This window comes from Roseovarius maritimus (genome assembly GCF_043355895.2).
In the GTDB taxonomy this organism is placed as follows: Bacteria; Pseudomonadota; Alphaproteobacteria; order Rhodobacterales; family Rhodobacteraceae; genus Roseovarius; species Roseovarius maritimus.
Genome location: NZ_JBHFPF020000006.1, coordinates 72050 through 92744, shown reverse-complemented (window position 1 = coordinate 92744; position 20695 = coordinate 72050). Strand labels below are relative to the sequence as shown.

The 20695-nt window shown below is 64.2% G+C and carries 22 protein-coding genes; 15 read left to right on the top strand and 7 right to left on the bottom strand.

The window, feature by feature from the left end:
* Nucleotides 1-108 precede the first annotated feature (108 nt).
* Complete coding sequence (locus tag ACEWPM_RS12440; RefSeq protein WP_393962560.1) at nucleotides 109-420, bottom strand: ETC complex I subunit; 312 nt, start codon at nucleotides 418-420, stop codon at nucleotides 109-111.
* Nucleotides 421-507: 87 nt separating this feature from the next.
* Between ACEWPM_RS12440 and ACEWPM_RS12435 the strand changes: the two genes are divergently transcribed.
* The 8 genes from ACEWPM_RS12435 to ACEWPM_RS12400 all read left to right on the top strand — a co-directional run bounded on the left by ACEWPM_RS12435 (nucleotide 508) and on the right by ACEWPM_RS12400 (nucleotide 9544).
* A complete protein-coding gene (locus ACEWPM_RS12435) occupies nucleotides 508-1422 on the top strand; it encodes a LysR family transcriptional regulator (protein ID WP_393962561.1) in 915 nt (304 codons plus the stop codon).
* Nucleotides 1423-1602: 180 nt separating this feature from the next.
* Nucleotides 1603-3054 carry an aldehyde dehydrogenase family protein gene (locus ACEWPM_RS12430; RefSeq protein WP_393962562.1) on the top strand — a complete coding sequence of 484 codons (1452 nt, stop codon included), beginning with the start codon at nucleotides 1603-1605 and terminating at the stop codon, nucleotides 3052-3054.
* A gap of 73 nt (nucleotides 3055-3127) precedes the next feature.
* Nucleotides 3128-4141 (top strand): membrane dipeptidase, encoded by a 1014-nt coding sequence (locus ACEWPM_RS12425; protein WP_393962563.1) that lies wholly within the window; start codon nucleotides 3128-3130, stop codon nucleotides 4139-4141.
* A gap of 52 nt (nucleotides 4142-4193) precedes the next feature.
* A complete protein-coding gene (locus ACEWPM_RS12420; protein ID WP_393962564.1) occupies nucleotides 4194-5738 on the top strand; it encodes a BCCT family transporter in 1545 nt (514 codons plus the stop codon).
* A gap of 60 nt (nucleotides 5739-5798) precedes the next feature.
* Entirely contained in the window at nucleotides 5799-7490 is a 1692-nt protein-coding gene (locus ACEWPM_RS12415; protein ID WP_393962565.1) for a hypothetical protein, read from the top strand.
* Nucleotides 7487-8128: a DUF3726 domain-containing protein gene (locus ACEWPM_RS12410; protein ID WP_393962566.1), complete on the top strand. Its 642-nt coding sequence runs from the start codon at nucleotides 7487-7489 to the stop codon at nucleotides 8126-8128. Before ACEWPM_RS12415 ends, ACEWPM_RS12410 begins: the two co-directional genes overlap by 4 nt.
* 100 nt (nucleotides 8129-8228) lie before the next feature.
* Nucleotides 8229-8702 carry a GNAT family N-acetyltransferase gene (locus ACEWPM_RS12405; protein ID WP_393962567.1) on the top strand — a complete coding sequence of 158 codons (474 nt, stop codon included), beginning with the start codon at nucleotides 8229-8231 and terminating at the stop codon, nucleotides 8700-8702.
* Entirely contained in the window at nucleotides 8699-9544 is an 846-nt protein-coding gene (locus ACEWPM_RS12400; protein WP_420768022.1) for a DMT family transporter, read from the top strand. The genes ACEWPM_RS12405 and ACEWPM_RS12400 overlap by 4 nt, the downstream gene beginning before the upstream one ends.
* Here ACEWPM_RS12400 and ACEWPM_RS12395 read toward each other — a convergent pair.
* Together ACEWPM_RS12395 and ACEWPM_RS12390 are read right to left on the bottom strand one after the other, a co-directional pair.
* Nucleotides 9541-10044, bottom strand: coding sequence for a GreA/GreB family elongation factor (locus tag ACEWPM_RS12395; protein WP_393962568.1), 504 nt, complete (start codon nucleotides 10042-10044; stop codon nucleotides 9541-9543). The genes ACEWPM_RS12400 and ACEWPM_RS12395 overlap by 4 nt on opposite strands.
* Before the next feature lie 7 nt (nucleotides 10045-10051).
* A complete protein-coding gene (locus tag ACEWPM_RS12390) occupies nucleotides 10052-10489 on the bottom strand; it encodes an NUDIX domain-containing protein (protein ID WP_393962638.1) in 438 nt (145 codons plus the stop codon).
* Nucleotides 10490-10561: 72 nt separating this feature from the next.
* Here ACEWPM_RS12390 and ACEWPM_RS12385 point away from each other — a divergent pair, with 72 nt between their 5' ends.
* The 3 genes from ACEWPM_RS12385 (at nucleotide 10562) to ACEWPM_RS12375 (ending at nucleotide 13824) form a co-directional block, all read left to right on the top strand.
* A complete protein-coding gene (locus tag ACEWPM_RS12385; RefSeq protein ID WP_393962569.1) occupies nucleotides 10562-11299 on the top strand; it encodes an esterase/lipase family protein in 738 nt (245 codons plus the stop codon).
* On the top strand, nucleotides 11296-12438 hold the full coding sequence (locus tag ACEWPM_RS12380; protein WP_393962570.1) for an alpha-D-ribose 1-methylphosphonate 5-triphosphate diphosphatase: 1143 nt from the start codon (nucleotides 11296-11298) through the stop codon (nucleotides 12436-12438). Before ACEWPM_RS12385 ends, ACEWPM_RS12380 begins: the two co-directional genes overlap by 4 nt.
* 123 nt (nucleotides 12439-12561) lie before the next feature.
* Nucleotides 12562-13824 (top strand): lytic murein transglycosylase, encoded by a 1263-nt coding sequence (locus tag ACEWPM_RS12375; RefSeq protein ID WP_393962571.1) that lies wholly within the window; start codon nucleotides 12562-12564, stop codon nucleotides 13822-13824.
* Nucleotides 13825-14027: 203 nt separating this feature from the next.
* Here the strand turns inward: ACEWPM_RS12375 and groL are convergent, their stop codons facing one another.
* Together groL and ACEWPM_RS12365 are read right to left on the bottom strand one after the other, a co-directional pair.
* Nucleotides 14028-15671: a chaperonin GroEL gene (gene groL / locus ACEWPM_RS12370; RefSeq protein ID WP_393962572.1), complete on the bottom strand. Its 1644-nt coding sequence runs from the start codon at nucleotides 15669-15671 to the stop codon at nucleotides 14028-14030.
* Nucleotides 15672-15746: 75 nt separating this feature from the next.
* Nucleotides 15747-16034, bottom strand: coding sequence for a co-chaperone GroES (locus ACEWPM_RS12365; RefSeq protein ID WP_076534294.1), 288 nt, complete (start codon nucleotides 16032-16034; stop codon nucleotides 15747-15749).
* A 310-nt stretch (nucleotides 16035-16344) separates the two neighbouring features.
* On the opposite strand from ACEWPM_RS12365, the gene ACEWPM_RS12360 reads away from it, so the two are divergent.
* On the top strand, nucleotides 16345-16734 hold the full coding sequence (locus tag ACEWPM_RS12360) for a hypothetical protein (protein WP_393962573.1): 390 nt from the start codon (nucleotides 16345-16347) through the stop codon (nucleotides 16732-16734).
* Here ACEWPM_RS12360 and ACEWPM_RS12355 read toward each other — a convergent pair.
* On the bottom strand, nucleotides 16704-17387 hold the full coding sequence (locus ACEWPM_RS12355) for a DUF2161 domain-containing phosphodiesterase (RefSeq protein WP_393962574.1): 684 nt from the start codon (nucleotides 17385-17387) through the stop codon (nucleotides 16704-16706). The genes ACEWPM_RS12360 and ACEWPM_RS12355 overlap by 31 nt on opposite strands.
* 89 nt (nucleotides 17388-17476) lie before the next feature.
* On the opposite strand from ACEWPM_RS12355, the gene ACEWPM_RS12350 reads away from it, so the two are divergent.
* Entirely contained in the window at nucleotides 17477-18397 is a 921-nt protein-coding gene (locus tag ACEWPM_RS12350; protein ID WP_393962575.1) for a manganese-dependent inorganic pyrophosphatase, read from the top strand.
* 3 nt (nucleotides 18398-18400) lie between these two features.
* On the top strand, nucleotides 18401-18700 hold the full coding sequence (locus ACEWPM_RS12345) for a DUF1294 domain-containing protein (RefSeq protein WP_393962576.1): 300 nt from the start codon (nucleotides 18401-18403) through the stop codon (nucleotides 18698-18700).
* Between the two features lie 3 nt (nucleotides 18701-18703).
* Here ACEWPM_RS12345 and ACEWPM_RS12340 read toward each other — a convergent pair whose 3' ends face one another.
* Nucleotides 18704-19597 (bottom strand): cation diffusion facilitator family transporter, encoded by an 894-nt coding sequence (locus ACEWPM_RS12340; RefSeq protein ID WP_393962577.1) that lies wholly within the window; start codon nucleotides 19595-19597, stop codon nucleotides 18704-18706.
* Nucleotides 19598-19719: 122 nt separating this feature from the next.
* On the opposite strand from ACEWPM_RS12340, the gene ACEWPM_RS12335 reads away from it, so the two are divergent.
* Nucleotides 19720-20595, top strand: coding sequence for an HAD family hydrolase (locus ACEWPM_RS12335; protein WP_393962578.1), 876 nt, complete (start codon nucleotides 19720-19722; stop codon nucleotides 20593-20595).
* Nucleotides 20596-20695 lie beyond the last annotated feature (100 nt).

The window sequence follows — 20695 nt, the reverse complement described above, 5'->3', positions numbered from 1 at the left end:
GCCAGATCATGTAGCACAAAGAGCCGCGCCCACAACATATAGGCAGGCAAGCACCGTCGCGGAATTCTCACCCCAATTCCAAGACAACCTTGCCCAGATTTACAGCGATCAGTGCGTCCAGACCGCCTTGCGATTGGTTGCGAAATTCTCGCCATAGCCACCCTGGCGGATATTGGGCTTGCGCGTTTGGGGGTCCTGAACGACCACGTCGATGCCATGCTCCTGCGCGTATTCCAGCGCCGCGTCCTTGGTCGGAAAGGTCAGCCGTACCTGCGCCTGCGTATCATTGGAGGACGTCCAACCCATCAGCGGATCAACTTCGCGCGCCGTGTTCGCGACATATTCCAGCACCCACTTGCGCGTCTTGGCGGTGCCGGACGACATGGCGGTGCGGGCGGGGCGATAGATACGTGCGGGCATTGGCGTCTCCTCGGCAGTGCTGACCTTCCATTGCACCATGAAAGCCCCTTAGTCAATTGCGGCGCGGCGCCGCGCTGAGCTAGGATCATGGCAAAGCGACAGCGAGGCATCCAGAGGCATATGGCGATCAAGATCGAAATGCTGCGCTGTTTTCAGGCGGTGGCGGATCACGGCAGCCTGAGCGGCGCGGCGGAAGCGCTTGGGCGCACGCCTTCGGCCATCTCGATGATGCTGCGCCAGTTCGAGGATCATATCGGCGCACCCCTCTTCGAGAGCGCGCGCAAATCCCGCCTCACTCCCTTGGGCGAGTTGATCCGGACCGAGGCCGCGCGCGAGTTGGTCCATTACGCCCGCACGATCGAGGCCATCGAGGCTTTGTCCCACGCCAAGGCCGGTAATGTGCGCCTGTCCTGCACGCCCTCGGTCGCGCAAACAGTCATGCCGCCCATCCTGCGCGATTTCATGGCTGCCCGCCCCGGCGTGCGTATTGACATGCGCGATACTGACAGCGGCACGGTCCAGCGCGATCTGATCGAGGCGCGCGCCGACATCGGCATTGGCTCGCTGCCGCCCCTGCCCGGGTTTCGCCGCGATCTGCTGTTCTCGGATGCGTTCGGTGTGGTCTGCCCTGTCCAGCATCCGCTGGCCGCCCGTTGGGATCGCCTGACATGGGCGGATCTTGCCGGGGTCGAATTCATCGCCAACGGGCTCTGCGCGCAGATCACCGATGCCGATTTTCAGCCCGTTCTGGCCGCCTCGCGCCTGATGGTGCGCAACACCGCGTCGATTCTCAGCATGGTGCGCGCTGGTGCTGGCGTGACGATCTTGCCCCGACTGGCCGTTCCCCCCGAGTTTCAGGACCTCGCCTTCCTGTCACTTGCAGGCAGCGCCGCGTGCCGCGAGGTCTGGATGGTCATGCCCCCCGAGGCCGAGGTCAGCCCTGCCGTACAATCCCTCGCCCGCGCTATCAGCGAGGCAGATGTTCAGACCAAAGCGGGCTGAGTTCTTCCAGATTTCAATTTTACTGAAGTTACCTTAATCACTTTGCGATTGCCCTGAAGCGCGTTCTTGCCTGACACTCTTGGCTTTAAAGGGCAGGCGTGGGTGCCTCACCCATCTGGCCCTGCCGCGACCGAAACAGTGGCGCGCCCGCAGCGCGCGAAGGACAAGGGGATCGTCATCATGACAGACATTCGCAAAAACTACATCGCAGGCGAATGGGTCACCGGCCCCGGCCAGATCGAAAACATCAATCCTTCCGACCTCTCGGACGTGATTGGCACCTATGCACAGGCTAGCGCCGAACAACTGGACCGCGCCCTCGACGCCGCCAAATCCGCGCAGTCCGAATGGGCCGCCTACGGGCTTGAGCGCAAGCAAGCCGTACTGAATGCCATCGGTACCGAAATGATGGCACGCGCCGAAGAGCTGGGCACACTGCTCAGCCGCGAAGAGGGCAAGCCCTTCGCCGAAGGCAAGGGCGAGGTTTATCGCGCCGGCCAATTCTTTACCTATTACGCCGCCGAGATCCTGCGCCAGTTGGGCGAGACCGCCGACAGCGTGCGCCCCGACGTCGAGATCGACGTGCGCCGCGAGCCTGTCGGGACAGTGGCCATCATCAGCCCTTGGAACTTCCCCACCGCAACTGCCAGCTGGAAGATCGCGCCCGCCCTCGCCTATGGCAACGCGGTCATCTGGAAGCCCGCCAACGTCACCCCCGCCTCGGCCCATGCGCTGACCGAGATCATCTCGCGCCAGGACATCCCCAAGGGGCTCTTCAGCCTCGTCATGGGCGCCGGCCGCGACGTGGGCCAGCGGCTGGTCGAAAGCCCGAAAGTCGATGCCATCTCTTTCACCGGCTCGGTGCCCGTTGGCCGCGGCATCGCTGCCGCCGCCGTGCAGAACTTCACCCGTGTGCAAATGGAAATGGGCTCGAAAAACGCGCTCCTCGTCTGCGACGATGCCGATATCGACCTCGCCTTGACTCTCGCCCTCGGCGGCGCCTTCGGCGGCACGGGGCAGAAATGCACTGCCTCCTCGCGCCTCGTGGTGATGGACGCCGTGCATGACGCCTTCACCGAGAAGCTGATCGCCGGTGCCAAGGCGATGAAGGTCGGCCCCGCGCTGGCTGACGGCACCCAGATCGGTCCGGTCGTCTCGGAAAGCCAGCTGAATGAAAACCTCGCCTGGGTCGAAAAGGGCAAGGCAGAGGGCGCAACCCTCGCCTGCGGCGGCGAGCGCCTCACCCTGGGCACCGAAGGCTATTTCATGTCGCCCGGTGTCTTCACCGGCACCACCAACGACATGGCAATCAACCGCGTGGAAATGTTCGCCCCCCTCGCCTGCGTCATCAAGGTCGCCAGCTATGACGAAGGCCTCAAGGTCGTCAACGACACGAATTTCGGCCTCACCTCAGGCATCGTCACGCGCTCGCTCGCCCGCGCCACGCATTTCCGCCGCAATGCCCGCACCGGTGTCGTCACCGTCAACCTGCCCACGGCCGGCACGGACTACCACGTTCCCTTCGGCGGGCGCGGCGACAGTTCCTACGGCCCGCGCGAGCAGGGCCGGACCGCGCGCGAGTTCTATACCATCGTGAAAACCGCCTACATCTCCAGCGGCACACCGTCATGATCCGGCCTGACCCAACTCTCGCGTTCACTGTTCCACAAATACGCGACCCCGCCAGCGGGTCCGGTAAGGCCGCATGACCGATTTCGCCCCCCGCATCGATGGCCTGCAATACGCCAACTGGTCCGAAAAGATCTTCAGCGAGATGCGCGCGGGCGGCCTCGACGCGGTGCATGTCACCATCGCCTATCACGAGACCTTCCGCGAGACGGTGCTGAACATCGAGCGCTGGAATCGCTGGTTCGAACAGTTCCCGGATCTGATCATGAAGGGCCGGTGGGCGGGCGATGTGCGCCGCGCGCACGAGTCCGGCCGCACGGCTATCTTCTTCGGTTTCCAGAACCCCAGCCCGATTGAGGACGATATCGGCCTCGTCGAAGTGCTGCACGATCTGGGCGCGCGCTTCATGCAACTGAGCTACAACAACCAATCCTTGCTCGCCACGGGCTGCTACGAGGCCGAGGATCCCGGCATCACCCGCATGGGGAAACAGGTCATCAAGGAGATGAACCGCGTGGGCCTCGTCGTCGATATGAGCCATTCCGCGGACCGCTCCACGATCGAGGCCGCCGATATCAGCGAGCGGCCCATCGCGATCACCCACGCCAATCTGCATTCGTGGCAGCCGGCCCTGCGCAACAAGCGCGATGACGTCATTCGCGCGGTGACGCAAAACGGCGGCATGATGGGCTTTTCGGCCTATCCTCATCATCTAAAGGGCAAGTCCGACTGCACGCTGCGTGATTTCTGCGAGATGATCGCCCGCGCCGCCGACCAGTTCGGGGCCGAGCATTTCGGTATCGGCACGGATCTTTGCCAGGATCAGCCCGACAGTATCGTCGAATGGATGCGCACGGGTCGCTGGACCAAGGAGATCGACTATGGCGAAGGCAGCGCCGCCGCGCCCGGTTTTCCGCCGCAGCCAGACTGGTTCAAGGACAACCGGGATTTCGTGAATTTCGAGACGGGTCTCAAGAAGGTCGGCTTTGACCAGGCCGAAGTCGCCGGGCTGATAGGTGGCAACTGGTTGCGTTTCTTCGAAGAAAACTTCATCCCCCGCGCTTTCACAGCCGAATCCGCGGGCAATTAAAAGATTGTCGGTATCATCCGGCATCAATTCTACACTCAGGGAGGGTGTGAAAATGAGCGATCTAACAGCGTCGGGCAAGCCCCGCGCGCATATCAACAAACCCCTATTCGCAATCACCGGAGGCTTCATCACCCTCTTTTGTATCGTCGCGCTGGTCAATCTGGATCTTTTGTCCGCGATCGTGGATGCCAGCTTTGCCTTTTCGGCGAAGTATTTCGGCCTCTACTGGCAGATTTTGCTGCTGGCCACGTTCCTCATCGGACTCGTTCTGGTGGTGATGCCCGGCGGGCGCGCGATCATGGGCAACATGAGCGTGCCTGAGTTCCCGGCTTTCCAGTGGGGCGCGATGATCATGTGTACGCTTCTTGCCGGTGGCGGCGTCTTCTGGGCCGCGGGCGAGCCGATGGCGCATTTCCTCTCGTCGCCGCCCTATTTCGGCGCCGAGTCTGGCACGGCCGACGCGGTCGGCCCCGCCATGGCCCAAAGCTTCATGCATTGGGGTTTCCTGGCCTGGGCCATTCTGGGCGCGCTCAGCAGCATCATGCTGATGCACTACCACTATGAAAAGGGCCTGCCGATGGCGCCCCGTACGCTGCTCTACCCAGTCTTCGGCGATGCGGCCATTACCGGCCCGATCGGCTGGATCGCGGACGCCGCCTGCATCATCGCCGTGGTCGCGGGCACCGTCGGCCCGGTGGGCTTTCTGGGTCTGCAGGTCAGCTATGGCCTCAATGCCCTGTTCGGCATCCCTGACACCTTTACCACCCAAGCGGTTGTAATCGGCGGTCTGGTCGCGCTCTACACGATCTCGGCCATTACAGGTCTGTCGAAGGGTATCCAGATCCTCAGCCGGATCAACGTGATCCTCGCGGGCCTCCTTCTGGCCTACATGCTGATCGCCGGCCCGACCACCTTCATCTTCTCCAGCTTCGCGCAGGGCTTCTCGACCTATATCAGCGATTTCTTCGGTATGGCGCTCTATCGCGGCGATGCGGAAGTCTTTGGCGATCCGGGCTGGCTGGGCTGGTGGACCGTGTTCTTCTGGGGCTGGTTCATGGGCTACGGCCCGCTGATGGCGATGTTCATCGCGCGGGTGAGCCGCGGCCGGTCGATCCGCTCGATCATCATCATGCTATCGATCGTCGCGCCCGTCGTGACCACCTTCTGGTTCTCGATCGTCGGCGGCTCGGGCATCGCGTTCGAGCTGAACAATCCCGGCTCGGTCTCGACCGCGTTCGAGGGCTTCAACCTGCCCGCCGCGCTTCTGGCGATCACGCAGCAGATGCCGCTTGGTTTCCTTGTGTCGGTTCTCTTCCTGATCCTGACGACGATCTTCGTCGCCACGACGGGCGATTCGATGACCTACGTGATCTCGGTTGCCATGTCGGACGAGGACCGCAGTTCGACTGGCGTGCGCGTCTTCTGGGGCGTGACGATGGGCATCATGGCGCTCATCCTGATCTGGACCGGGTCGGGCGGCATCGGCAAGCTGCAAAGCTTTATCGTCGTCACCGCCGTGCCGGTGTCGCTGATCCTGCTGCCCTCGCTCTGGGACGCCTTCCGCATCACCCTCGCGAAGGGGCGCGGCACGGATTGATATGAAAACACTGGGCGGCCCGAACGGGCCGCCCTATTTATTTGAGAGGAGGAGTCCAACATGCAGATTGACATGACCGCCGCCATCGCCGCCATGCGCCAGCCAGATCAGGTGATGCGGCTGGAACGATTGGGCTCCTTCCATCAAAGCCGTCTTTCTTTCATGCGCATCCTGTTGCGCCGCCTCAAATCCGAAAACTGGCGAATCGAGCGCAGGCTTTTCGACATCGACGCAGCAGGCATCGGCACCGCGGTCTATACCGCCCACGGACCGCTGCGCAGCTACAGCCTCGTCGCCTTTGCCAATGACCTCGACCCTGCGAAACGCTCGGACCGCGTGATCGCGACCGAATGGGACGCGACCTTCACCCTCTTTGACGGTATCCCCAATGAGGCCGACATCACCCGCCTGCGCGCAAACGTGCCCTTGCAGGAGGCCGGTCGCATTTCTGAAAGCGAGCTTTCGCTGAGCCGCGCCAACCGCTCGGTGCGCCTCTGGGATCACGTTGTGGAAGCGCTTTCGGCAGGCCGCCAGCCCGACGCGGCCATGATCGACGACGTGGGCTACCTGATGCGCACCACGGCCGTCTATGGCTCGGGCAAATTCGGCGCGGCGGACCGTGCCGCGACCTCGGGCCGCCCCGAGTTTCAGGCACCCTACCAGATCGAGATGCTGTCGGTTTACCTGACCCGTGCCTTCGTCATGGACCTGGTCGAGGATATGGCCCGCCAGCGCGCGCCTGAAACCGCCGTGCCGATGGACCCAGGATTGCGCCGCCGCTTTGGCATCGGCAATTCCACCGGCCTCGGCATGGCGCCCTACCTGCTCAATCACCCGGCCCTGCTGCACAGCTGGATCGCCGCACGCGAAACCGCCCTGTCGCGAGTCCGATCGCTACCGTATGCCACGCCGCACCATGCCGAGAAATTCCGCGAGATGGTGGACCGCGCGATCCTGCATGCCAAGGTATGGCATAGCGAGCATCCCGCGCAAATCGCCAAGCTGGCGGACCTGCGTAACGATCTGGCACGACTCAAGGCGCATTTGACGCCAACCGCCCTGACCGGCATGCGCCCCTGGGACGCGATCTGGCACTGGGCCGAGGACACTCTGACGCTGGAGGGGCAGGAACAAGTCGTATCCCTCATGCTCGAGCCCTATCCCGAGATGGTCGATGACCTCGCTGACGAAATGGCCTGTGACGAGGATCGCCACTGGCGCATCTGGGGCGGCATGCCCTGCGAGCGTCTCGCCATCATCATGCGCGACATCTACGGCTGGGCGCTCGAGATCGACTGGAACGCGCCTGACGCGCAGGCGCGCGTCTGGTATGTCTCGGAGGCCAAGCTGGAGCCGCGTCTGGGCGAGCGCCGTCTTGAGCCGGTCGAGCCCTACGAGCAGCCCCTTTGCCCGGGCCGCGATGCCGCCCGCATGATGGCCGATCTGGAGGTGTTCGAGGGCGATACCGTCGCCGCCTTCACCCTCGCCCATCCCGAGCATCGCCATATCGTGCGCCGCGCCCAGATCGCCGCACGCCTGCCCTATGCGGAGATCCGCGGCAACACGATCGGCGCCTCCCTTCTGCCCATCGACATGCTGCGCGCCAAGCTCAGCTTTTTCGGCGCCTGCCATTTCGATCCACGCTCGGATCGCTGGGTGCGCATCACCATGTTCCAGAACGCGCCCTACCCCGCCGAGTTGGCGACCGGCGATGCAGATGACTGGACCTATCCACCGCTGGAGGCAACATGAGCTGGTCGCTGAGCGAGATCGAGGGCCTTGCGCGCAAGGCCGCACGCGGCTCGGGCTTCAGTTGGGGCATGGCCGAAGAAGCGGGCAAGGCGGTGCGCTGGCTGGCCGGAATCGGCCTGCCCGGGCCCGAGGCGTTGGCCGAATTCCTGGAGGCCCATGACCGCACGCCCCACGCGCAGATGCGCCCTGCCGATACCGATCTCGACACATGGACGGCGGCGGGCGGCGTGATCTGCCCCATCTCGGCGGGCGCGGCCCTTTGCGACCTTGCCCAGAACGACGCGCCCAGCCGGGACATCCGGATCGAGACCTGCGCCTATCCCCTTCTGCTCTTGCCCTTCGTGCGGGCCGCCGCCGAGGATGGCGAGCAGGCCGAGCGCATGATCTGGGACGGCGGCGAGTTCGCCTTCGCCGCAGATGTCAGGGGCGCCGTCACAGTACCGATGGCGCCGCTTGGAGACGTCCGCGTCGAACATGGCATGAATGACACTTTGCCCCTGCCGGGATGCCAGCTGCGCTACGATCTGGCCGACGCGCCCGCCGCCCGCCTCGCCGCCCTCGCCGCGCGCACCTACGCGCCCGATACCGAGCAAAGCCGGATCTCCGGCGCAGGCGCGGGCCTGAGCGATAACGACTGATTTCCGACCGCCGCGCAGCGCAGCGCGGAGCAGCGGGCGGGGATACTTTCCGCAAGAAGAACGCGTGGCATGGTTCGGCGAGCGTGATAGAGGCTCTACCATGATATTGAGATTCCCTGAGTTCAGCCGTGATTTGCGGCGCGGCGACGAGGCGGCGGTGGATGATCTGCTGCTGCGCGCAACGGGTGATGCCGAAACAGCGCGGATGATCGCGGCGCTGCGCAGCGCGGGGGATATCGCGGGTGAGGTAGTGTTGCCGTTTCAGGACGGAATCGTCGGCTATTACGCACTGGCCCGGATGCGCGCCCCGGCAGGATGCCTTTACGTTGCAACCGTGGCGATAGAACCGGAATGGCAGGGCGCGGGACATGGCCGGCGCCTGATGGGCGTGCTGTCCGAATGGGCGCGGTTGAGCGGGCAGAGCGTGATTGCATCTGGCCCTTTGGAGCTTTTTGAGCGGGCAGGCTTTGCGGCCGCCCCGGGGCCATCAGGGCCATTGGCCGTGGCCGGACCCGTGCCGCCGGAGTTGGCGAAGGGCGTGATCTATCCGCCAGCGGCTGGATCGCGGGCGTGAGGCTATTATTGTTGGTGGCGCTGGCCATGACTGCCTTTGCCGCCAATTCCGTTCTGAACCGCGCCGCGCTTACAGATGGCGGCACAGATCCGATTGCCTTCGGCGTGCTGCGGCTGATCGCAGGTGCGGGGGTGCTGGTCCCGCTGGCATGGCTGCGCGGCGGGCGCTTGCACCTGAGGGGCGGGCGGCGCCTGCTCGGAGTCGCTGCGCTCTTGGTCTACGTCTTCGGTTTTTCAACGGCCTATCTTCGGCTCGATACGGGACTGGGCGCGCTGATCCTCTTCGGCTTTGTGCAGATCACGATGTTTGGCGGCGCACTTTCTCTGCGCGAGCCTGTGCCGCCGCTGCGATGGGTGGGGGCAGCGATAGCCTTTGGCGGACTGATCTGGCTACTCTGGCCCGGCTCGGGGGGCAATGTGCCGCTCTTGGCCGGGCTTGCAATGGCGGCAGCCGGTGCGGCCTGGGGCGTCTATTCGCTGGCCGGGCGCGGCGGCGGCGATCCCTTGGCCGGGACGGCGGCGCAGTTTCTGCTGGCTTCGATAGTGGCTCTCATGGTGGGAGCGGCGTTGGCGCTCTGGCCTCAATCGGGCGTATTACGAATGACGGTGGAGGGAGCAGCACTGGCCACGATATCGGGTTGCGTGACCTCGGGACTGGGCTATGCGCTGTGGTACAGGGTGCTGCCGCACCTCGCAGCCAGTAGCGCGGGTGCGGCGCAACTGAGCGTGCCGATCCTCGCGATGATCGGCGGCGCGGCCTTGCTGGGCGAGCCGCTGACGCGTGATTTCGCCGTGGCGGCGTGCCTTGTGCTGGGCGGAGTGGCCCTGTCCCTGCGCCGTTAGGGGGCGTGCCGGATGCCCGTCACCTCCAACTCGATCATGCCGCTGGGGCGAGGCCATTCGACGACATCGCCCACCTGCGCTTCCAGCAGGGCGCGCGCCAGCGGCGAGGGCGCAGCAATGAGGCCGGCGGCCGGATCGGCCTCGTCCTCGCCGACGATTGTGTAACTGATGGCGCGGCCATCTTCGTCCAGCACATCGACCGTGGCGCCGAACTGCACCCGCGGATAGCCACCCTCGGGCGGGGTGACCAGCATGGCTGAGGCCAGGCGCGCCTCGACATAGCGCAGATCGCGCTCGGCCACGGCCAGCGGGTAGAGCGTTTGGGGATCATCCGTGGCGGCGCGCAGGCGGTCGATCTCGGTCTCCAGCGCCTCGGCCCGCGCGCGCAACTGCGCCAGCCCGGCGGGCGTGACGTGGTTGGGGTGGGAAGAGATTGGCAGATCGTCCAGCCGCTGGGGCGCGGTGCTGCCATCGTCCTCCTTGGTAAAAGCCTTGTTCATGGGGTCATCAGCCTACGATTATTTCCAGAGGATCATAGCCGATGGTATCCGAAAAGGCGACATCCGGCAGGCTGTCCGGCTTGAGCCGGATCGAGGCCAGCTCATCCTTGGTGAACCAGCGGCGGCGGGTGACGATGCCTTCGGGATCGCACCAATCGTCGCTGAGCGTGCCACTGACGAGAGCGCAGCGAAAGAAGAGTTCGACCTGGTGAAAACCGCGGCGCGGGCAGTGAAATTCGTTGACCAGGCAAGGCGCACCGACATCGATGCGCAGCCCCGTCTCCTCATAAACCTCCCGGGCAAGGTTGTCGGGCAGGCTTGCATGCATTTCGGCCCCGCCGCCGGGGGCGCACCACAGATCGGTTGCGGCACCGGGATAGGCGTTGACCAGAAGCAGCCGGTCCTCGTGGATCAGGACGGCGCGGGCGGCAAGGCGAATGGGCATGGGCGGGCTTTCACCGATGGCGGCCCGGATCGGGCCTTTTCGTGGGATCAGTTTGCGCATATCTGCATAGGGATGAAAACACCGCGCATCCTGACGGCGCTTGCGCTGATCCTGACCGGGCTGCCACTGGCGGCACGGGCGGACTGCGCCGTGCTGCTGCATGGCCTTGCGCGCAGCGATGCGTCCTTCCTGGTGATGGAGGAGGCGCTGGAATTGTCGGGGATGACGGTCGTGCGTCCTTCCTATCCCTCGACCGAGGCGCGAATATCCGTTCTTGCCGACGAGGTTCTGCCCGAAGCGGTCGCCGCCTGCGGCGATCAGACGGTGCATTTCGTCACCCATTCGATGGGCGGCATCCTGCTCCGAGCGTGGCTGCCCGCGCACCGGCCCACCAAACTGGGGCGCGTGGTGATGATGGCGCCGCCCAATCACGGCAGCCAAGTCGTTGACGAGCTTGGTGGGCTGGAGCTCTTCGAGTGGCTGAACGGCCCGGCCGGCATGCAGCTGGACACAGGCCCCGGAACCTTTACCGAAAGCCTGCCGCCCGTTGATTTCGAGCTGGGGGTGATTGCCGGCACACGCTCGCTCAACCCCTATTTCTCGCTGCTGCTGGAGGGGCCGGATGATGGCAAGGTCTCCGTCGCTTCGACGCGGGTCGACGGGATGGCCGACCATATCGTCCTGCCGGTGACTCATACCTTCATGATGAACAATCCGATGGTCATCGTGCAGGTCGAGACATTCCTTGCCACCGGCGCCTTCGACCATCAGATGTCCCTCGGCGACCTTTTTGGCTGGGGGGACGAGTGACGCTTGAGTTACAGTTTGAGGGGGCCGATGTGCTGCGCCCCGGTGGGTTGGACCGCGCACCGCTGAGTATTGCCGGCGGCCTTGTCAGCGAAGGCGGTGGCCGGCCGGTGGACCTGAGCGGGTTCACCATCCTGCCCGGCATCGTCGATGCCCACGGCGACGGGTTCGAGCGGCACCTTGCCCCCCGGCGCGGTGCGATGAAGGACATCGGAACGGGCCTGATTGCCGCCGAGGCCGAACTGGCGGCCAATGGCATCACCACAGCGACCCTCGCGCAGTTTTACAGCTGGGAGGGCGGGATGCGCGGGCCGGATTTCGCCCGCTCGGTGCTGGACGGGTTGGCGCGGATCCGCCCGGAGGCGATGACCGACCTGCGTGTGCAACTCCGGTTCGAGCTGTCGATGCTGGAGGATTACGGCACCGTCGCCGCGCTCGTCGCCGAGCATCAGATCGGCTATGTCGTCTTCAATGACCACCTGCCGCACGAGGCGCTGGAGGCAGGCAAGAGGCCCCCGCGCCTGACGGGCCAAGCGCTGCGGATCGGCCGCAATCCCGAAAAACATCTGGAGGCGATGCAGGCCCTTCACGCCGGGATGGACCGGGTGCCCGAAGCGCTGGCGCGACTGACGTCGGATCTTGCTCGCGCCGGTGTGCTGATGGGCAGCCACGATGATCGCAGTCAGGCTGGGCGCGACGAATGGCGCGGGCTGGGCGTGAAGATTGCCGAGTTTCCGGAAACGATCGAAGCGGCCGAGGCCGCCCGCGCGGGCGGCGACGCCATTGTTATGGGCGCACCCAACGTGGTGCGGGGCGGCTCGCATAATGGTAACGCCAGTGCGCCCGACATGGCGGCGATGGGGCTGATCGACTCGCTTGCCTCGGATTATCACTACCCGTCGCTGCGGCGCGCGGCGTTTCTGCTGGCCGATGCCGGGATTCACGATCTGGCAGGCGCTTGGCACTTGGTATCCAAGGGGCCTGCGCAGGTTCTGGGCTTGACTGATCGGGGAGAGCTAAGACCGGGGCAGCGCGCCGATCTGGTCATTCTGGAGCGTGCGTCACGCCGCATCGCAGGCACCATCGCGGGCGGGCGGATCAGCTATCTCACCGGTGCGGCGGCTGAGCGACTGATCGGCTGAAGAACACTCCCGGAACTTATCGGCGAAACCTTGCAAAGCACGCATGGTGCCTTCTTTCGTGCTGCGCGATTGTTGCGTAGGATGACACAAAAGCAGCGAATGCAGCAGGCAGGGAGGCAAGCCATGCGCAACCTCAAACTGAAAACGGCAGCACTGATTTTACTGATCTCGCCGAGCTATGCTGTCGCTGATCTCTCCAGTGATCTGCGCCCGCAGGTCCGCCCCGAGGGGCTGGCACAGGCCGCTCTGCGCGTGGCCGCATCTGATGCGGGCTTCCGGCAATGGCTGCTCGGATTGCGCAGCCGCGCCGCTACCGCAGGTATCCGCAAGAACACGCTCGACGCCGCCCTTTCCGGGGCGCTGTACGACTCCGGCATCGTCCAGCTGGATCGCAACCAGTCGGAATTCTCGAAACAGATTTGGGACTATCTCGACACCGCCGTCTCGCCCTCCCGGGTCGCGAACGGGCGCGACGCCATCTCGCGCCACGGCGCCGCCCTGCGCGACATCGAGCAGCGCTACGGTGTCGAAAAGGAGGTCGTCGCGGCCATCTGGGGACTCGAGAGCGCCTATGGTGCGGTGCGCGGGGACAAGCCGCTTATCGCATCGCTGGCGACTCTCGCCTATGATGGCAGGCGCGGCGATTTCTTCGAAGAAGAGCTCTTGGCCGCGCTGAAGATCCTGCAATCGGGCGATGTGGCACCGACGGCGATGACCGGCAGCTGGGCGGGCGCGATGGGCCACACACAGTTCATGCCCAGTTCTTACCTGGCCCATGCGGTCGATTTTACTGGCGACGGGCGGCGCGATATCTGGTCCGACGATCCCACCGATGCGCTCGCCTCGACTGCCGCTTATCTCAAGAGTTTCGGGTGGCGTCACGGTCAGCCATGGGGCGTCGAAGTGCGCCTGCCCGACAGCTTCGATCCGGTCCGCGCGCGCCGCTCCTTGATGCAAAGCCCCGACGTCTGGGCCGCCGAAGGGATCCGCGATATCCGAGGCCGCACCGTGCCGAACCATGGCCGCGCGTCGATTCTTCTTCCCGGAGGGGCTGGTGGCCCGGCTTTCATGATTTTCGATAATTTCGAAGTGCTCGAACGCTACAACAAGGCCGATGCCTATGTCATTGGCGTCGGCCATCTGTCGGACCGGCTAAGGGGCGGTCCGGCGATCGAGGCGTCCTGGCCACGCCAGCACCTTGCGATCAGCGCGACCCAGCGCAAGGAACTCCAGCGCCGACTACAGCGGCGCGGCTTTGCCGTGGAAAAGATCGACGGCATCATCGGACCCAACACCATCGACGCCATCCGCGCTTTCCAGGCGTCAGCCGGGCTTAACGCCGATGGCTTTGCCACCCATGACCTTCTGAAGGCGCTGGGCGGCTAGAAGCTGATTTTGGGTATTTGGCCCAAGAAAAGCCTAGGACTGCCCGCTGCGAGTATTGCAAAAAACACCCCCCGCCGGAGACACGGATCGCTTTGGGCCCGCCAGCCGGTATCGAAAAAGGGGCCGCCTCTTGGGCGACCCCTTGTCATTCATGCACTGTCGTGATGCCGTCAGTCCATTTCGCGGTGCGAAACGGGCCGTTCTTACATCATGCCGCCCATGCCGCCCATGTCGGGCATGCCGCCACCGGCACCGCCGCCGTCCTTCTGGGGACGATCGGCAACCATGGCTTCGGTCGTGATCAGCAGACCGGCGATCGAGCCGGCGTCCTGCAGAGCGTGACGCACAACCTTGGCCGGGTCGATGACGCCGAACTTGAACATATCGCCATATTCTTCGGTCTGCGCATTGAAGCCGTACTTGGGATCATTGGATTCGCGGATCTTACCCGCGACGACCGATCCGTCCACGCCTGCGTTCTCGGCGATCTGGCGCAGCGGAGCCTCAAGGGCCTTGCGCACGATCGAGATGCCGACCGTTTGGTCGTTGTTCTCGCCGGTCATGCCTTCCAGAACCTTGCCGGCCTGGATCAGGGCAACACCGCCACCAACGACGATACCTTCCTGAACCGCCGCGCGGGTCGCGTTCAGTGCGTCATCGACGCGGTCCTTGCGCTCTTTCACTTCGACCTCGGTCATGCCGCCGACGCGGATGACGGCAACGCCGCCTGCGAGTTTCGCAACACGCTCCTGCAGCTTCTCCTTGTCGTAGTCCGACGTGGTCTCTTCGATCTGGTTGCGGATCTGGGCAACGCGCGCCTCGATCTCGGCCTTCTCGCCTGCACCGTCGACGATGGTGGTCTCGTCCTTGGTGATGGTGACCTTCTTGGCCGAGCCCAGCATGTCCATGGTGACGGACTCAAGCTTCATGCCCAGGTCTTCGCTGATGACCTGACCGCCGGTCAGGATCGCGATGTCCTGCAGCATCGCCTTGCGGCGATCGCCGAAACCGGGGGCCTTGACGGCTGCGATCTTCAGACCGCCGCGCAGCTTGTTGACCACGAGGGTCGCCAGCGCTTCGCCTTCGACGTCTTCGGCAATGATCAGCAGGGGTTTCTGCGACTGGATCACCTGCTCGAGCAGCGGAACCATCGGCTGGAGCGAGCTCAGCTTCTTTTCGTGCAGCAGGATCATGCAGTCTTCGAGATCTGCAATCATCTTGTCGCTGTTGGTCACAAAGTAGGGGCTGAGGTAGCCGCGGTCGAACTGCATGCCTTCGACGACATCGGTCTCGGTCTCGAGGCCCTTGTTCTCTTCGACGGTGATGACACCCTCGTTGCCGACCTTTTGCATCGCGTCCGCGATCTGCTGGCCGATTTCCTTTTCGCCGTTGGCGGAAATGGTGCCGACCTGTGCGACTTCGGCGCTGTCCGACACGTCGCGTGCAGCGGCGCGGATGGCTTCGACGACCTTGGCGGTTGCCAGGTCGATGCCGCGCTTGAGGTCCATCGGGTTCATGCCCGCTGCAACCGATTTCATGCCTTCCTTGACGATGGCCTGGGCCAGAACCGTCGCGGTGGTCGTGCCGTCGCCGGCCTCGTCATTGGTGCGGCTGGCCACTTCCTTGACCATCTGCGCGCCCATGTTCTCGAACTTGTCTTCCAGCTCGATCTCTTTGGCGACAGAGACACCGTCCTTGGTGATGCGCGGTGCGCCGAAGGACTTGTCCAGAACCACGTTGCGGCCTTTGGGGCCAAGGGTCACCTTGACCGCGTCGGCCAGGATGTTGACGCCCTTGAGCATCTTGTTGCGGGCTTCGGTATCGAATTTGACGTCTTTAGCAGCCATGTCTCGATTTCCTTTTGAATGAATTGAAAGGGATGATGCGCCCTGGCCCGTCCGGGCAGGCACTTCATGCGATCATCAGGCCATCTTGCCCAGGATGTCGCTTTCCTTCATGATCAGCAGCTCTTCGCCGTCGATCGTGATCTCGGTGCCGGACCACTTGCCGAAGAGGATGCGGTCGCCGGCCTTGACGGCCATCTCGATCAGCTCGCCATTGTCCTTGCGGGCACCGTCTCCAACCGAGACGATTTCGCCTTCGCTGGGCTTTTCCTTGGCGCTGTCGGGAATGATCAGGCCGCCCTTGGTTTTCTCTTCGCCTTCAACGCGGCGAACGAGGACGCGGTCATGCAGCGGTTTAAATGCCATCTCTGAGGCTCCTTAGCTCAAAGTTACGTTTTCACGGTCCGATATCGAACCGTTAGCACTCACTCGGGGCGAGTGCTAACGGGAGGTAATTAGGGAGCGTGGAACCATCTGTCAACGGCAGAATGATGCGAAAGTTCACGCGGCCTCACGGCACCGTCATCATACCGGAGATGCGCGGGCTGCGCGTCTTGCCACAGCACTAATCGCTCTGCGCCGATGCTGTTAACGTTTCATTAACCTTTTGTTAACCTTTGGGCCCAGCGGCGAGGGGAATCCCCCTATCCTGCCGCAAACCCGAAGGGAGCGTGCCATGAACGAGCTGGGATTTGCCGCCATATTCTGCGCGCTCATCGCGGGCGGCGAGGCCGAGACGCAGCACGGCTATTCGGCGGGCTACGATCTGCACCGCATCCGCGTCGATTGCGAAACCGAGGCCGAGGTGATCGAGGTTGCCCTCGACAAGCGCGGCGCGCTGGACAGCGTGCAGCAGGCGCTCTTTGCCGCGCATCTGACCGGCAAGGCGCCCGTCATCCTGATGATCGACCGGGACGGGCGCACCGGCCCTTACGAGACGCGAATCCAGGCCGCGGCGCAGATGGCGAATGTCGCCTACCGCGAGATCGACGCGGATTTTCTGATCCGGTGGCAGATGACCAGCTATCTGCGCAATTACTCTGCTGTGGGCGCGCCGGGGCTATAGCAGCGCGCGGCCTCGGCGCCCGCTTCTGTCACGGCATAGACGCCACGCTCGACCCGGACGAACCAGCCCCGGTGATTGACCGCCATGATGTTTGTCGCGCGGCCCACTCCCGTGGCGCGCGCCACCTCGGCCCCCTTGCACGGCCCCGCGCCGGCCAGATGAGCGGCGCAGGCCAGCGCGTCCTGCCGGTAGGAGGTCATCACCTGCCCGTTCGTGCCCCCATGCGTCGGATCGCCCGAGCGCGCCGCGAATTCGCGCATGAGGCGGCCGCGTTTCCTGGGCGATTTGCGCGGCTGGAACGGCCCCGGCGCGCAATGGGCCTGCACTGTGCCGCACGCATCCACCGACAGCACCCCGATCCCCAGCCGTTTGCAAAGGCCGACATTGCCCTTGAACGCCTTCCACCCCGCCTTGCCGCGCCAGCGCGGCACCGCGACATAGACCGCATCGCAGAGCGCCTGCCGGGCCACGGCCTGTTGCAACAGGACCAATGAGAAGCCCAGCTTGAGCTCGACGATCAGCATTTCGGCGTCCTTTTGCGCCACCACATCCGCTGCGCCGACCTCGCCCTTGACGTCATAGCCTTGGGCGCACAGCCACGCCTTGACGGGCGGATACAGATCAGTTTCGGCGGTTTTGGTCATATCCGCCATGTTTGGCCGTGCCCGCCCCCCGTGACAAGCCCGGATGCTGCGCTTATAACGCGCGCAAAATGCAACGCTCAGCCCAAGGACCGCAGCCCATGACAACTCTCGTTTTCGGCCATACCTCCCCCGACACCGACAGCACCGGATCGCCCATCATCTGGGCGTGGTATCTGAACGAGATCAAGGGCGAGGACGCCAAGCCCGTGCTGCTGGGCCAGCCCAACACCGAAGCGGCCTTCATGTTGAAGCGCTGGAACCTCGACACGCCGGAGATCATCGAGGATGTCGAGGCCGATCAGCCGGTTGTCATCGTGGACACCAACAATCCCGCCGAACTGCCCAAATCCATCAACAGCGCCGATATTCGCAGCATCATCGACCATCACCGCCTCGTCGGCGGGCTTGAGACGCGCGGCCCGCTGGAGATCCGGATCGAGCCCCTGGCCTGCACCGCCACCCTCATGTGGAAGATGATCGGCAAGGACATGGCGCAGATGCCCGAGGGCGTGAAGGGCGCGATGCTGTCCTGCATCCTCAGTGACACGCTGGAATTCCGCAGCCCGACGACCACGCAGGAGGACGAGGCCGTTGCGCATGAGTTGGCCAAGGATCTGAACGTCGATATTGGCGACTACGCCGCCCAGATGTTCGCGGCCAAGTCCGACGTTTCGGCCTTCTCCGACGCGGAACTCCTTCGCATGGACAGCAAGGAATTCGAGCTACCGAACAAGAAATTCCGCGTCTCGGTCCTCGAGACGACCGCCCCGCAGGTGGTGCTTGACCGGAAAGACAGCCTGATGGCTTCGATGGAAACTGTAGCCGCCGAGGATGGCGTCGATCAGGTCCTGCTCTTTGTCGTCGACATCCTCAATGAGGAGGCGACGCTGCTGGTGCCGAACGATCTGGTCAAGGGCCTGGCCGAGAAATCCTTTGGTGCCAAGGTCGAGGGCGATACCGTGGTCCTGCCCGGCGTGATGAGCCGGAAGAAACAGATCATCCCGAACCTCAAGCTTTAACGCATGCAAGGGCTGAGCCATCCGGCGGCGCTGGGTGGCTATTTCCTTGCGGTCAATCTGGCGACCTATCTGGCATTTGCCTATGACAAGCGGCAATCAGAGATGCTGGGCTGGCGCACGCCCGAGAAACGTCTGCTGACGCTGGCCCTGGTCGGCGGGTGGCCCGCCGCCAAGCTGGCGCAGCGACATCTGCGTCACAAGACGCGCAAGCAGCCGTTTGCGACGACGCTGAATGTGATCGGCCTCGCCTGGGTTTCGGCGCTGCTTCTGCTGCTCGCCGCGGCGCTATACGGGGCGCCTTAAGCGTCAGGTCTCGACCTCTATGGTGACGTGGCCGATCCCGTGATGCTCTTGCAGTCTCTCGCGGATGGCCGATTTGGCGGTGGCGGCATCGGTGCCAGCCTCCAGCGAGATCCGCATCGTCACCATCGGCCGCTCCTGCGTGACCGACCAGGCATGAACGTGGCTGACCTCGCTCAGGCCTGGCACGCTCTCGCGGAGTGCGCGCGCCACCTCGCGCCGGTCAAACCCGTCGGGCGCGCCTTCCAGCAGGATATGCCCGCTCTGCCGCACCACCGCGAGGGCCGAGCGCAGGATGATGACCGCCACCAGTACCGACAAGATCGGGTCGATCGGGGTCCAGCCGGTCCAGATGATGACCAGCGCCGCCACCAGCGCCGCGACCGAGCCGAGCAGATCGCCCATGACATGGAGTGCGGCGGCGCGCACGTTCAGATTCTCGCCCTTGCCGCCGCTGGTCAGCACCCAGAAGGACGCGATATTCACGAGCAGACCACCCAGCGCAATCCACAGCATGACCCCGGCCAGCACTTCCTGCGGGTCGTTCAGGCGCTGCACCGCCTCCCAAAGAATCCAGCCGGCCACCACGAAAAGGGACATCCCGTTTACGAAGGCCGCCAGCACCGAGAACCGGTCGAACCCATAGGTTCGCTTCCAGTCCGCCGGGCGCCGCGCCAGCCGAAAGCCCAGCCAGGCCAGCATGAGCGACGCGAAGTCGGTCAGCATATGCCCCGCATCTGCGATCAGCGCCAGCGAGCCGGAAATGACACCGCCGATCACCTCCGCCAGCATAAAGGTGCCGGTCAGCGCGGCGGCAATGGCGATCTTGGTCTCATTCTTCGGAATATGCGAATGGCCGTGCCCGCCATCGCCGTGGTCGTGAGGTGCGTTGCCGTGCATACTGCCCTGCCTTTCACACGCCAATCTGCCGAGCCCCTGATGGCGCCGCAACCCCATCCGCTCTGGCCATGCGGGCGGCTGCCTGCCATATCTGCATCCAACACCCCGCACAGGAGACTGCCATGACCCAGATCATCCAATCGCTCGCCGAAGTGTCCAGCCGCTATGACGCGCTGTTCGTCGATCTGTGGGGCTGCCTGCATAACGGTGTGACGGCCTACCCCGAGGCCGTCAAGGCGATGCAGACTTACCGCGCTGGCGGCGGGACGGTCGTGCTGGTCACGAATTCGCCGAAACCCCGCAAGGGGGTAGCGGCGCAGTTGCACGAATTCGGCGTGCCCGAAGATGCCTATGACGCCATCGCCACTTCCGGCGATTCGGCGCGCGCGGCGATGTATCGCGGTGTGGTCGGGGACAAGGTCTATTTCATGGGCGAGCCCGAGCGTGACTTCGGGTTTTTCGAGCCGATGGAAGTGATCGAGGATCCGGTGGAGATCACCCGCGTGCCTCTAGATGAAGCGACCGGCATCGTCTGCTGCGGCCCGTTCGATCCGATGGCCGACCCGTCCGTGAACCGCGCCGACTTCCTCTATGCCAAGCAAAAGGGGCTGAAACTCCTCTGCGCGAATCCTGATATCGTCGTTGACCGCGGCGACGTGCGCGAGTGGTGCGCGGGCGCTTTGGCGCGGCTTTATACCGAGATGGGCGGCGAGAGCCTCTATTTCGGCAAGCCGCACCCGCCGATCTATGACCTCGCCCGCCGCCGTCTGGCCGCGATTGGCAAGGATGTGGGCGATCTGGGCATCCTCGCCATAGGCGACGGCATCGGCACCGATATCGCGGGCGCGATGGGCGAGAATTTCGATTCGCTCTTCATCACCGGCGGCTTGGCAGCGGCCGAGACCAATGGGACCGACGGCATCGACCCAGAAAAACTCGAGGCCTATCTGGCGCGCGAGCAGGCCAGCCCGACCTACACGATCAGCCATCTGCGCTAAAACAAGGGCCAACCGGCGCTACAAAAGCCAGATTAAGGGTTGATTTTCTGCGCCTGCAAAGTAATAAAGTTCCAATATTGGGCGCGACGACGTCTTAAAG

Bases quoted from the DNA above. Each gene is read 5' to 3' on its own strand.
- ACEWPM_RS12420 (WP_393962564.1), top strand. From the start codon at position 4,194: ATGAGCGATCTAACAGCGTCGGGCAAGCCCCGCGCGCATATCAACAAA.
- ACEWPM_RS12435 (WP_393962561.1), top strand. From the start codon at position 508: ATGGCAAAGCGACAGCGAGGCATCCAGAGGCATATGGCGATCAAGATC.
- ACEWPM_RS12425 (WP_393962563.1), top strand. From the start codon at position 3,128: ATGACCGATTTCGCCCCCCGCATCGATGGCCTGCAATACGCCAACTGG.
- ACEWPM_RS12410 (WP_393962566.1), top strand. From the start codon at position 7,487: ATGAGCTGGTCGCTGAGCGAGATCGAGGGCCTTGCGCGCAAGGCCGCA.
- ACEWPM_RS12415 (WP_393962565.1), top strand. From the start codon at position 5,799: ATGCAGATTGACATGACCGCCGCCATCGCCGCCATGCGCCAGCCAGAT.
- ACEWPM_RS12390 (WP_393962638.1), bottom strand. From the start codon at position 10,489: ATGCCCATTCGCCTTGCCGCCCGCGCCGTCCTGATCCACGAGGACCGG.
- ACEWPM_RS12375 (WP_393962571.1), top strand. From the start codon at position 12,562: ATGCGCAACCTCAAACTGAAAACGGCAGCACTGATTTTACTGATCTCG.
- ACEWPM_RS12395 (WP_393962568.1), bottom strand. From the start codon at position 10,044: ATGAACAAGGCTTTTACCAAGGAGGACGATGGCAGCACCGCGCCCCAG.
- ACEWPM_RS12405 (WP_393962567.1), top strand. From the start codon at position 8,229: ATGATATTGAGATTCCCTGAGTTCAGCCGTGATTTGCGGCGCGGCGAC.
- ACEWPM_RS12440 (WP_393962560.1), bottom strand. From the start codon at position 420: ATGCCCGCACGTATCTATCGCCCCGCCCGCACCGCCATGTCGTCCGGC.
- ACEWPM_RS12365 (WP_076534294.1), bottom strand. From the start codon at position 16,034: ATGGCATTTAAACCGCTGCATGACCGCGTCCTCGTTCGCCGCGTTGAA.
- ACEWPM_RS12335 (WP_393962578.1), top strand. From the start codon at position 19,720: ATGACCCAGATCATCCAATCGCTCGCCGAAGTGTCCAGCCGCTATGAC.
- ACEWPM_RS12355 (WP_393962574.1), bottom strand. From the start codon at position 17,387: ATGGCGGATATGACCAAAACCGCCGAAACTGATCTGTATCCGCCCGTC.
- ACEWPM_RS12430 (WP_393962562.1), top strand. From the start codon at position 1,603: ATGACAGACATTCGCAAAAACTACATCGCAGGCGAATGGGTCACCGGC.
- ACEWPM_RS12345 (WP_393962576.1), top strand. From the start codon at position 18,401: ATGCAAGGGCTGAGCCATCCGGCGGCGCTGGGTGGCTATTTCCTTGCG.
- groL (WP_393962572.1), bottom strand. From the start codon at position 15,671: ATGGCTGCTAAAGACGTCAAATTCGATACCGAAGCCCGCAACAAGATG.
- ACEWPM_RS12385 (WP_393962569.1), top strand. From the start codon at position 10,562: ATGAAAACACCGCGCATCCTGACGGCGCTTGCGCTGATCCTGACCGGG.
- ACEWPM_RS12360 (WP_393962573.1), top strand. From the start codon at position 16,345: ATGAACGAGCTGGGATTTGCCGCCATATTCTGCGCGCTCATCGCGGGC.
- ACEWPM_RS12350 (WP_393962575.1), top strand. From the start codon at position 17,477: ATGACAACTCTCGTTTTCGGCCATACCTCCCCCGACACCGACAGCACC.
- ACEWPM_RS12340 (WP_393962577.1), bottom strand. From the start codon at position 19,597: ATGCACGGCAACGCACCTCACGACCACGGCGATGGCGGGCACGGCCAT.